Annotated in this window: 13 protein-coding genes; 8 read left to right on the top strand and 5 right to left on the bottom strand. The window is 73.6% G+C overall.

Annotation, left to right across the window (positions count from 1 at the left end; translation table 11 throughout):
• The 3 genes from HW578_RS17180 to HW578_RS17170 all read right to left on the bottom strand — a co-directional run.
• The coding region (locus HW578_RS17180; RefSeq protein WP_198371836.1) for a DUF3592 domain-containing protein at positions 1–1298 on the bottom strand (1298 nt) is incomplete at its 3' end.
• Between the two features lie 156 nt (positions 1299–1454).
• Positions 1455–2258, bottom strand: coding sequence for a DUF3592 domain-containing protein (locus tag HW578_RS17175; protein WP_198371835.1), 804 nt, complete (start codon positions 2256–2258; stop codon positions 1455–1457).
• Between the two features lie 92 nt (positions 2259–2350).
• A complete protein-coding gene (locus tag HW578_RS17170; protein ID WP_198371834.1) occupies positions 2351–3280 on the bottom strand; it encodes a 3-hydroxyacyl-CoA dehydrogenase in 930 nt (309 codons plus the stop codon).
• 83 nt (positions 3281–3363) lie between these two features.
• Here HW578_RS17170 and HW578_RS28250 point away from each other — a divergent pair, with 83 nt between their 5' ends.
• The 7 genes from HW578_RS28250 to HW578_RS17140 all read left to right on the top strand — a co-directional run bounded on the left by HW578_RS28250 (position 3364) and on the right by HW578_RS17140 (position 8274).
• The gene (locus HW578_RS28250) at positions 3364–3492 is read left to right on the top strand and encodes a hypothetical protein (protein WP_255529083.1); all 129 of its coding nucleotides are present in this window, start codon (positions 3364–3366) and stop codon (positions 3490–3492) included.
• Positions 3489–4214: a hypothetical protein gene (locus HW578_RS17165; protein ID WP_198371833.1), complete on the top strand. Its 726-nt coding sequence runs from the start codon at positions 3489–3491 to the stop codon at positions 4212–4214. Before HW578_RS28250 ends, HW578_RS17165 begins: the two co-directional genes overlap by 4 nt.
• 81 nt (positions 4215–4295) lie before the next feature.
• Entirely contained in the window at positions 4296–4835 is a 540-nt protein-coding gene (locus HW578_RS17160) for a hypothetical protein (RefSeq protein ID WP_198371832.1), read from the top strand.
• A 72-nt stretch (positions 4836–4907) separates the two neighbouring features.
• The gene (locus tag HW578_RS17155; protein WP_198371831.1) at positions 4908–5876 is read left to right on the top strand and encodes a tripartite tricarboxylate transporter substrate binding protein; all 969 of its coding nucleotides are present in this window, start codon (positions 4908–4910) and stop codon (positions 5874–5876) included.
• A 43-nt stretch (positions 5877–5919) separates the two neighbouring features.
• Positions 5920–6174 (top strand): YMGG-like glycine zipper-containing protein, encoded by a 255-nt coding sequence (locus tag HW578_RS17150; RefSeq protein ID WP_232479055.1) that lies wholly within the window; start codon positions 5920–5922, stop codon positions 6172–6174.
• A gap of 153 nt (positions 6175–6327) precedes the next feature.
• Complete coding sequence (locus tag HW578_RS17145) at positions 6328–7131, top strand: alpha/beta hydrolase (RefSeq protein ID WP_198371830.1); 804 nt, start codon at positions 6328–6330, stop codon at positions 7129–7131.
• Between the two features lie 81 nt (positions 7132–7212).
• Positions 7213–8274 carry an alcohol dehydrogenase gene (locus HW578_RS17140; protein ID WP_198371829.1) on the top strand — a complete coding sequence of 354 codons (1062 nt, stop codon included), beginning with the start codon at positions 7213–7215 and terminating at the stop codon, positions 8272–8274.
• A gap of 48 nt (positions 8275–8322) precedes the next feature.
• On the opposite strand, the gene HW578_RS17135 is transcribed toward HW578_RS17140, so the two are convergent.
• Entirely contained in the window at positions 8323–8826 is a 504-nt protein-coding gene (locus HW578_RS17135) for a cupin domain-containing protein (RefSeq protein ID WP_198371828.1), read from the bottom strand.
• A 66-nt stretch (positions 8827–8892) separates the two neighbouring features.
• On the opposite strand from HW578_RS17135, the gene HW578_RS17130 reads away from it, so the two are divergent.
• The gene (locus HW578_RS17130) at positions 8893–9501 is read left to right on the top strand and encodes a cysteine dioxygenase family protein (protein WP_198371827.1); all 609 of its coding nucleotides are present in this window, start codon (positions 8893–8895) and stop codon (positions 9499–9501) included.
• A 57-nt stretch (positions 9502–9558) separates the two neighbouring features.
• Here HW578_RS17130 and HW578_RS17125 read toward each other — a convergent pair.
• Positions 9559–10248: CHAP domain-containing protein (locus HW578_RS17125; RefSeq protein ID WP_198371826.1), on the bottom strand; the 690-nt coding region annotated here is incomplete at its 5' end.

Genomic DNA, 10248 nt, shown 5'->3' with positions numbered 1-10248 from the left:
AACCCCGCGAGCGGCACCGGGACGCCGTGCCCGGGCGGCTCCACCGCCGGCGGCGGCGGCCGGTCCTCGCGGGCCGATGCCACGACGCCGCCGCGCCGCAGGAAGATCCGCCGCGCGCGCAGCGCCATCAGCCCGGGCAGCAGCCACAGCATCGCGAAGCCGGTCAGCACGCCAGGCAACAACCAGTCATCCTGCAGGCTCGCGATACGCGCCCGGCGCGGTTCCTCGGGCCGGTAGCGCACCGTCACCGCCTCGCCCACGTGGCAGCAGGGCGGGTTGGAGACGATCGGGGAGACGACGCGCATCTCGCGCCCGCCGGGCGGCGTGAAGGTGAAGACCGGCGCGCTGCCGCCGCTGGTGACGCGCATGTCCACCACGAGCCCCGGCGCGCTGGCCGCACCGATCCGGAACGCCAGCTGCGGCCAGGCCAGCGCCACCGCGCCGAGCAGCAACACCGCGCCGATGCACAGCAGCGTCAGCGGCAGCGAGCGTGTCACCGGCTCGCTGCCATCCATCGCGATGCCGTTGAGGCGCGTGACGTCGCGGCTGGCCGGCGCGGCGTCGCGGGGCACAACCGGCGCCACGGGCGGGCGCAGCGCGTGCAGGTCCATCCGGAAGCCGCCGCGTGGGTCGCGGTCGTATTCCACCGGCACCGTCTGCAGCGAACGCAACTGCGCCGACGGATCGAAGGGGAGGGGCTCGCTCGCGAAGATGCGCTCCGCCTGGGTCAGTGGATCATCGAGGCGCGCCTGCACGATCCAGCGCGGCCCGTCGGCTGTCTCGATGCGCTTCACGCCGGCCACGCGGGCGAGGGCGCGTTCCTCGAAGCGGCGCACCGCCGGCTTGGGCGAGGCTGCCTCGCCGCCGAACACGCGCCAGACCAGCACCCCCGCGCCGAACATCAGGGCACCGAAGGCGCCGAGCACCGTGGGCAGGAGCCAGCTGTCCTCGAAACTGTCCTGTCCCGCGCGCTCAGGGTGCGCGGGGTCGTAGAGCACGCGCACGAGGTCGCCGACCTCGCAGCAGGGCGTTGCGCTGCCCACCGGCCCCCGGGTCCGCACCCTGCGGCCATCCGGCAGGTCGAACTCGTAGACGGGGTAGTAGACGGTGGAGTCCCGTCCGTCGCGCTCGCGCGAGGTGCTGGCCCGCATCTCGACGATGCGCGCCTGGGTCACCTCGGCGCCGGCGCGGAAGATGATCTGGGACACCGTCGTGGCTGCCGCCGCCACGAGCAGTGCGAGGCCGATCAGCAGCGGCAGCAGGTGCATCAGCCGGTCGAGGGAGAAGCGTCGCGCCATCAGGTCTTCCTCCCGCCGCCGACGGACATCGGAACCAGGAACGCGGGCGGCGCGCCGTGCCCGGGGTCACGGTGCGGCATGATGCCGTCGTGCCGGCGGCGGCGGCGCGAGAAGCGCCGCCGCCCATCCGGTAAGCGCGGCGGCCGCGCGCCCGCTTCAGCCGCGCCGCTGCACCACCGTCGCATCGGCGTCCGGCTCGCGCAGGAAGGACAGGTCCATGGCATAGGGCCCGTCCGGCATGCCGGGGTCGAAGGTGACCTGCACGCTGGTCATGCTGCGCATCTGCGGCACGGGGTCGAAGGGGATGGGCGGGCTCTCGAACAGCCGCTGGACGCCGCTGCGCGGGTCGGCCCAACGCGCCTGCAGGATGCAGGCGCCGCCCTGCCGCCGCATCCCGACCAGCGGCACGGCGAAGGTCATGGCGTTGGGTGGCACGCCGGCCTGCGGCATCGCCATGCCGGGCGCGCCCGGCGGCGCCATCGCGAGGCCGGGCCCGCCGGGGCGCGCGACGCGCAGCACCGCGGTACCCACCAGCGTGAAGACCAGCCCCATGCCGCCCAGCAGCGTCGCGACGAACCAGCTCTCCATGAAGCCGGTCATCTGCGCGCGCTCGGGCGCTTCCGGCCGGTAGCGCACGCGGATCGCCTCGCCCACCGTGCAGCAGGGTGGGTTGGACCAGATGCCGGCCTCGACGCGCTGCAGCTTCCCGCTCGGCAGCGCGAAGGTGAAGACCGGCGCATAGGTGCGGGAGGTGCCGCGGTTGCGGTCGTTGTCGATGCGCGAGCGCATCTCCACCACGCGGCCGTCGGTCTCGATGGCGCCGCGACGGAACTCGACCTCGCGCCAGGCCGCGTAGCCGCCCCCGGCAAGCAGCGCGAGCCCGAGGGGCAGGAAGATCCACGCGACGATCCGCCCGACGCGGCCGCCCTGTGCCACGCTGCTCTGATAGCTGACCTGCATCGCGTCCCGCCCTCGATCTGCTGCGCGCCGCATCCTGCCAGGGCGGCCGGCCGCTCCGCCAGGGCCGCGCGCTGGGCAGGCGGTGTGCGCCGTCAGCCCGGCTGACCGCGCTTGTGCGCCGCCAATGCCATCAGCCGCCGGTCCCGCCAGCCGGAGCGCTCGGCAATCCCGTCGCGCGGCAGCACCGCGCGCCGCGCCGCATCCACCGCCGCCACGGTCCCGGCGTCGTAGTGATAAGGCGCCTGCTCCTCGGTGATGCCGCCCATCAGCGCGCCGAAGCGCGCGGCATAGTCCGCCACACCGCCCGGCGCGTTCATGTCGATGGTCTCGAAGGGCCCCATGAAGGACCAGCGCAGGCCGAGGCCGTCCTTCACGCAGGCATCGACGTCCTCGACCGACATCACCCCGTCGCGCACCAGCCGGAAGGCTTCGGCCACCAGCGCGGCCTGCAGGCGGTTCAGCACGAAGCCCCGCGTTTCCTTCAGCGCCGTCACCGGCACCTGGCCGACCCGCTCCATCAGCGACCGCGTGCGCGCCACCACCGCCGGATCCGTCCAGGGCGCGCCCACCAGCTCGACCAGCGGCACCAGGTAGGGCGGGTTGACCGGATGCGCGACCAGGCAGCGCGCACGCCCCGCCAGCCCCTCGGTGAAGGCGGAGGCCGGGATTCCCGAGGTAGAGGAGGCCAGCACCACCTCCGGCCCGCACAGCGCATCGAGCCGCGCGAAGGTCTCGCGCTTCACCTCGACACGTTCGGGCCCGTTCTCCTGGACGTGGCCGGCGCCCGCGAGGCAGGCTTCCAGCGTCGCCGCGACCTCGATGCGCGCGGCGATGGCGGCGGGCGCCTCGGTGACCAGCCCCGCGGCGTGCAGGTCCGGCAGCCGCGCGCCGACCACCGCCATCGCTGCCTCGCTCGCGCCTGGCGCCGGGTCCCACAGGCGCACCGGATGCCCCGCACGGGCAAACACCATGGCCCAGGCGCTGCCGATCAGCCCCGCCCCCACCACCGCGATGCGTTCCATGCGCGACCCTCCATGCGCCCGCCTTGATCGGCCCGGGCCGGGGGGCGATCTAAGGCCGCGAGATGACCCCGCGCAACGCACCCATGGCCCCGCCCACCGCCCCGCCGCCGGTTGGCACGCGGCTGATCGGCTTCTTCCTGCTGGGCGGCACCATGTGGATCGCCGGGCTGCTCGCGCTGTTCCGCGCGGTGATGGCGGTGGTGCCGACATGATCTCGGCCTTCTGGCGGCGCTGGCTGCTGCCCTTCACCATCCTGCCGCTGCTGCCGGCGACCCTGTTCAACCTGTTCGCCGGACGGGAGGTGGCGCTGCTCGGTTGCCTGCTCGGCCTCGGCTTCCCAATCGTCGCGGCCTGGCTGATGCGCCGCGGGCGCGCCGGCGATGCCGGGCTGGCCGCGCTCGCGATGGGCGCCAGCGTGGCCAGCGTCGCCTGGCTCGGCGCCTCTGCCGGGCCGGTCGCCGCGCTGATCCTGGCGGCCGGCGCCTGGGGCGGGACCAGGCTGCTCTATGCCGGTATCGAGGAGGCGCCGGCACCCTTGCCGCCTCCCACACCGGAAGCGCCGCCACCGCCGCGCCCGCTGGACGATGCGCGCGCCCGGCTGCGTGCGATCATCGAGGCCGCACAGCGCCTGCACGAACCGCGCCTGCTGCCGGTCGTCACCGCCATCGGCGCCGTGCTCGACGAGTTCGAGCGCCGCCCAGAACGGCTCGAGGAAGCGCGCAGGTTCCTCGGCGTGAACCTCGACGGCCTGGAACGGATCGCCGCGCGCCTCTCCGCCGGCGCCGTCCCGCCCCCGGGCCTGCCCTCCCTGCTGCGCGAGATGGAGGCCGCCGCCAGCGGCCTGCTCACCCGCCTGCGCGAGGAGGAGAGCGCCGCCCTGGCCGTCCAGGTCAACGTCCTCGGCACCCGTATCCGCGAGGCAGGCTACGGCTGAGACCGTGCGCGACTTGCGCTGCATCAAGACACGGCGCCGATGGTCGGCTAGGGTCGCGGTACTGATTGAGGAGCCCCCCCCATGATCCGTCGCACCATCCTGCTCGGCGCCCTTGCGGTTGCCGCCTGCGGGCCGACCACGCCGCCGCCGACCCTGCCGGGCACCGCCGGCGCCGGCACCGTGACCACCGACCCCATCACAGTCGCCCGCCAGAATGCAGGTGCGTTCTTCCGTCAGCCCCAGCCGAACCAGCCGGCGGCTGCGGCGCGCGCGATCGCCGACATCGAGTACCTGACCGGCGCGGTTCCGGCCGATCCGCGTTGGCAGACCGCCTCCGGGCAGGCGATGAACCAGCTCACCCTGGCCCGCAACCAAGGGCGCCAGGCGCTCGGCATCCCCGCGAGCGCGCCGGCGCAGGGCGTGATCGACGGCCTGATGCGCGCCGCCGATGCGCTCGACGCGAATGATAGGGCGGCCGCCGCCCAGGCGCTGCCGCGCAGCATCTTCACCGCCGGCCCGGAGCAGACCATCCGCCGCCTCGCGCAGCCGCCGCGCATTCCGACCGCCGGCGCTGCCCTGGCCGCACTGGCGGCCGGCCCGAGCCGGGGCGGTGGCCAATGACCAGACCGTCCCCTTGACGGACCCGGCGCCGCGGGCGACCCCGGCGCCGGAGTTCCGGGAAGGACAACGGCCATGATCCATCGACGCCCGCTTCTGGCGGCGGCACTGCTGCCTGCGGCGCCAGCCATCGCCCGCGCCCAGGCGGCCTGGCCCAGCGGGCCCATCCGCATCATCGTGCCCTTCCCGCCGGGCGGGTCGACCGATGCGCTCTCCCGCATGCTGCAGCCGCGCCTGCAGGCCGAGTTCGGCGTGCCGATCGTGGTCGAGAACCGCGCCGGTGCCTCGGGCTCGCTCGGCACCGCCGCGGTCGCGCGCAGCGCGCCGGACGGCAATACCTGGGTGCTGGTCTTCGACACCCATGCGGTGAACCCGGCGCTGATCCCGACCATCGGCTTCGACACCCAGCGCGACCTGACGCCGCTGCTGATGTTCGGCACCGCCCCCATGGTGCTGACCGCGCACCGCACGCGGCCCTACCGGTCGATGGCGCAGGTGATCGAGGCCGCCAAGGCACGGCCCGAGACGGTGACCTACGGCACCATCGGCAACGGGTCGCTGGCCCACCTGACCATGGAACTGGCGCAGCGCACCGGCGGCTTCCGCCTGGTCCACGTGCCCTATCGCGGCGGCGGGCCGCTCTCCATCGCCGCGGTGGCGGGGGAGGTGGACCTGCCCATCGCCACCCGCCCCGCCATCGGCGCGCATATCGATTCCGGCGCGCTGATCCCGCTGGCGCAGACCGGGGCGACGCGCTCCCCCTCCATGCCCGACATCCCGACGCTGGCGGAATCCGGCATTCCGGGGATCGATGCGCGCGCCTTCTGGGGCTTCCTGGGGCCGGCCAACCTGCCGCCGGCGATCAAGCAGCGCATGGAGGGCGCGATCCGCAAGGCGCTCGACATCCCGGAGGTGCGCGAGCGCGTGATCGGCCTGGGCATCGACCTCGACCCGCACGGGGAGGCGGTGTTCGGGCCCTTCGTCGCGCGCCAGATGGAGACCTGGGCGCGGGTGGTGCGCGAGAACAACATCCGCCCGGACTGAAGCGCGCCACACCGGCGCCCGCTTCGCGTGGCAGGGTGCGCATATGAAGCGACTCCTGCTCGCCCTGCCGCTCGCCGGCTGCGTCGTGGTGCAACCAGTGCCCATGCCGATCCCGGCGGCGCCGGTCTGCGAGGACCCGGCGACGGGCGCGGCCTATGGCGCGGCGATCGGGGCGGGGATGGGCGCGATCGCGGGGTCGATGCAGGCGGATGCCGGACGCGGCGCGCTGATCGGCGCCGGTGTTGGCGCGCTGGCCGGGGCGGCGATCGGCAGCGTCCCCTGCGAGCCTGCGAAGTAGCCGGGTGCGGCCCGGTCGCGGCGATCGGTACCGCGCCGGTCCGGCCGGGTGGGGCCCGCGCCGGCCGGGCGTCGCGTATCGGGGTTCCTGAGCCATGGCGCGGCGCTTGCGGGGCGCGGGGCGCGCCCGCAGATCACCGGCCATGACCGCGCCATGCGCCACGTGCTGACCGCCATCGCCATCGTCGCCGGGTTGCCGTTGCTGCTGGTCGGCGCGCTCTGGGCGGGACAGGAGCGGCTGATCTTCCTGACGGACCCGCGGGTGATCGCCGCACCGCCCGGTTGGGAGCGGCCGGTGATCCGCACCGCGGACGGGTTGGAGCTGGCCTTCCTGGCCATGGAAGGGCGCCCGCGCGCGCCGGTCGTGCTGCATTTCCACGGCAATGGTGGCAATGCGGAGGACCGGGTTGGGCTCGGTTTTGCTCTCAACCGCGCCGGCTACAGCGTTGTTCTTGCGGAATACCGCGGCTATGGCGGCAATCCCAGCCGGCCGGGCGAGGAGGCGATCGCCGCCGATGCCGCCGCGATCCTGGCCTGGACTGTGGCACGCTTCCCCGACCGGCCGCTGGTGCTGTGGGGCGAGAGCCTGGGCACCGGCGTGGTCACCCGACTGGCAGAGAACCGGCCCGGTATCGCGGCGGTGGTTCTCGAGAGCCCCTTCACGTCTGTCGCCGACCTCGCGCGCGGCATGTACCCGGTGGTGCCGACGGACTGGCTGCTGCGGCACCGCTTCGAGAGCCTGTCGCGCCTGCCCGGGGTGGCCGCGCCGGTGCTGGTGGTGGCGAGCGCGCAGGACCGGATCACGCCGGCGGACCACGCGCGGCGGATGGTGGAGGCCGCGCGTGACGGGCGGCTCGTGATGCTGCCGGGCGGGGCGCATCCCGCGGTGCTGAACGATGCGGGCGGGCAGGGGTTGAACGAGGTGATGCTGTTCCTGCGGGAGCGGGTGCGGAACTGAGCGCAGGCGCGGCCCACCTTGACCCGCGCCACCCCCCTTGGTCCGATGGCCCCACGCCAATCACCAACCGGAGGAACCGCCATGCGCGCCTGGGCCGTCATCGAGACCGGCATGCCCCTGCAGGAGATCGAACTGCCGACGCCGGAGCCCACCGGCAAGCAGGTCCTGCTCGAGATCACCCATGCCGGCGTCTGCCATTCCGACCTGCACATCTGGGAGGGCGAATACGACCTCGGCTCGCGCGGCAAGATGCGCCTGACCGACCGCGGCGTGACCCTGCCGCTGGCGATGGGCCACGAGATCGTCGGCCGCGTGCTGAAATGGGGGCCGGAGGCGAACGGCGCCGGCCTCAAGGTCGGCGACCACATGATCGTCTTCCCCTGGGTCGGCTGCGGGAAATGCGCCAAGTGCCTGGCGGACGAGGACAACATGTGCCTTACGCCGCGCAGCCTCGGTGTCTACCAGAATGGCGGCTACGCGACGCATGTGCTGGCCCCCGAGCCGCGCCACCTGGTCCCGGTCGGCAGCCTCGACCCTGCGCTGGCCGCGACCTATGCCTGCTCGGGCATCACGGTGTTCAGCGCCATCAACAAGGTCATGCCGATGGATCCGGACGACCCGATCGTGCTGGTCGGCGCGGGCGGGCTCGGGCTGAACGCCATCGCGGTGCTGAAGGCCAAGGGCCACCGGCGGATCGTGGTGGTGGACGTGGCGCAGTCGAAGCTCGACGCGGCGAAGGCCGAGGGGGCGACCGACACCGTGCTCGCCGCCGGCCCCGACACGGCGAAGCAGATCATGGCCGCCGCCGGCGGTCCGGTCGGCGCCATCATCGACCTGGTGAACGGCACCGACACCGCGCGCTTCGCCTTCGATTCCCTGCGCAAAGGCGGCAAGCTGATCCAGGTCGGCCTGTTCGGTGGCGAGATGAACATCCCGCTGCCACTGGTGCCCATCCGTGCCCTGACCATCCAGGGCAGCTACGTGGGCAATGTCAAGGAACTGCGCGAACTCGTTGGAATCGCGCAATCCGGCGCGCTGCCCGCCATCCCGATCACCACCATGCCGCTGAACCAGGCCGATGCCGCGCTGAACCGGCTGAAGGACGGCAAGGTGGTCGGGCGGATCGTGCTGACCGCGGCCTGAGGGCGGCAGCACCCCGCCGCGCCCGGGCCGGGCGCGGCGGGCTGGGGTTCAGCCCCGCGGATAGGCCCCGCCGGTCACCGGATCGGTCGCGGGGTCCTGTGTCGTGGCAATGGCGTGCACGGCACGCTGCCGTTCCTCGGGCGCGCCGTGCAGCTGGTCGGGCGGCGCGGCCTCGTCGGGATAGGCGCCCACCACCAGCAGCGACGGATCGACGCCGAGGTTGCGATGCCCCGTGCCGGCGGGCAGCACCACGACATCGCCGGCCGACAGGTCGATTGCGACGCCGCTCTCGCCACCCAGCTGCACGCGCACATGCCCGGCGACGATGGCGAGCGCCTCATGCGCGTTGGAATGGTAGTGGTGCCAGTCGAAGATCCCGCCGCGCCAGGCGGGGCGCCAGCCATGGCGGCGGAACAGCGCCTCGGCAGCCTCGGCGTCCTGCGCCGGGACGGCGCCGCGATGCAGGACCACCGGCAGGCGCGGGTTGTTGGGGATGGCGGGGTCCTCGCGGAGAAGCAGAATCTCCGCGCCGTCGCGCCGGTGTTCATGCATTGCCCGTCCTCCGGCTCCCGTGGAATCCTGTGCCCAGCATGCCCCAGGCATGCGGAGGGCTCCAGCATGACGGACATCGCACCCCTACGGGACTTCATCCGCGCCATGACGCGCATGGCCGAGGAGGGCGCCAGCGAGACCCGCTGGCTCACCGAGGGTGCGGCGCTGCTGCGCGGCCTGGTCGCTGACGACGCCTGGCTGCCCGACGCCTTTGCCGAGCCCGGCCCGCGTTACCGCCAGTACCTGCTGCATTGCGACCCGCTGGAACGCTTCTGCGTCGTCTCCTTCGTCTGGGGCCCCGGGCAGCGCACGCCCATCCACAACCACACGGTCTGGGGCCTTGTGGGCATGCTGCGGGGGGAGGAGGTCTCGACCGAGATGCGCCCCGGCGTGCCGATGCGCCCCGGCGTGCCGATGCGCCCCGGCCAGGTGGATCGGCTGCGGCAGGGCGAGGTGGTGGCCGTCAGCGCCGATACCTACGACATCCACGTGGTCGAGAACGCGCTGCCGGACCGCGCCTCCATCAGCATCCATGTCTATGGCGGAAATATCGGCGCCATCATCCGCAGCGTCTTCGACCCCGAGACCGGAGCGCAGAAGCGCTTCGTCTCGGGCTACGACAACGCCGCCGTGCCGAACCTGTGGGACCGCAGCCGGGAGATGGCGGCCGCCTGAAACGCGAAGGGCCGCCCCAGCACGGGGCGGCCCTGCCGTGTCGAACGGGCGCGCGGCTCAGCGCCGGCGGGGCTGGGCCTGCGCCACTTCCTCAAGACCGAGGCTCGCGGCCTGCGCCGCATTCACCCGCAGCAGGTCGCGCCCCGCCATCATGGTGCCGCCGGTCGCGTCGGGCCGGTTGTAGATGAAGCCATAGAGCGGATAGGCGCGGCCGTAGTTCTCCGCGCTGTGGCCGACCTGCACGCGCACCTGTGTCCAGTCGTTGTTGGGCGAGGCGTCAATCACGGACACGCCGCGCATGATCGACCCGCGGCGGATGCCGGGACCGCCCCAGTTGGCGTGGTGGATGAGGACCTCGCGGGAGGAGATCACGCGCTCCACCACCGCGACATGGCCGGCACGCATGCCGCCCGAACCCGGGAAGGCCATGACCGAGCCGACCTCGGGGCGATTGCCGCGGGCATAGAGGCCGGCGGCGTTGTGCCACCAGTCGCGGCCATTGCCGCTGATGTCCATGCCGGTCGCCTGGCGTGCATAGGGCACGCAGGAGATGCCGCCGGAATAGCCGCCGACCGCTGCATGACCGCGGCGGCCATTGCGCGTGGTGGCGTTGCCCCTGGTGCTCGCGGCAACGGCCGCCGCGTTGTTCTGGCCGCGCTGGGCGCTGGCGCGGGCGGTGGGGTTGGCGGGCGCGCGACGCGCGGTGGTGGCGGGTGCCGGTGCCGCCGCAGGCCGGGCCGCGGGCTT

The organism is Roseomonas rosulenta (assembly GCF_016106005.1).
GTDB lineage: Bacteria > Pseudomonadota > Alphaproteobacteria > Acetobacterales > Acetobacteraceae > Neoroseomonas > Neoroseomonas rosulenta.
The sequence above is the reverse complement of the archived record's forward strand: the minus strand, read 5'-3'. Positions and strand labels throughout refer to the sequence as shown.

Coding starts and splice junctions, on each gene's coding strand:
- HW578_RS17175 (WP_198371835.1), bottom strand. CDS start 2,258: ATGCAGGTCAGCTATCAGAGCAGCGTGGCACAGGGCGGCCGCGTCGGG.
- HW578_RS17170 (WP_198371834.1), bottom strand. CDS start 3,280: ATGGAACGCATCGCGGTGGTGGGGGCGGGGCTGATCGGCAGCGCCTGG.
- HW578_RS28250 (WP_255529083.1), top strand. CDS start 3,364: ATGGCCCCGCCCACCGCCCCGCCGCCGGTTGGCACGCGGCTGATCGGC.
- HW578_RS17165 (WP_198371833.1), top strand. CDS start 3,489: ATGATCTCGGCCTTCTGGCGGCGCTGGCTGCTGCCCTTCACCATCCTG.
- HW578_RS17160 (WP_198371832.1), top strand. CDS start 4,296: ATGATCCGTCGCACCATCCTGCTCGGCGCCCTTGCGGTTGCCGCCTGC.
- HW578_RS17155 (WP_198371831.1), top strand. CDS start 4,908: ATGATCCATCGACGCCCGCTTCTGGCGGCGGCACTGCTGCCTGCGGCG.
- HW578_RS17150 (WP_232479055.1), top strand. CDS start 5,920: ATGAAGCGACTCCTGCTCGCCCTGCCGCTCGCCGGCTGCGTCGTGGTG.
- HW578_RS17145 (WP_198371830.1), top strand. CDS start 6,328: ATGCGCCACGTGCTGACCGCCATCGCCATCGTCGCCGGGTTGCCGTTG.
- HW578_RS17140 (WP_198371829.1), top strand. CDS start 7,213: ATGCGCGCCTGGGCCGTCATCGAGACCGGCATGCCCCTGCAGGAGATC.
- HW578_RS17135 (WP_198371828.1), bottom strand. CDS start 8,826: ATGCATGAACACCGGCGCGACGGCGCGGAGATTCTGCTTCTCCGCGAG.
- HW578_RS17130 (WP_198371827.1), top strand. CDS start 8,893: ATGACGGACATCGCACCCCTACGGGACTTCATCCGCGCCATGACGCGC.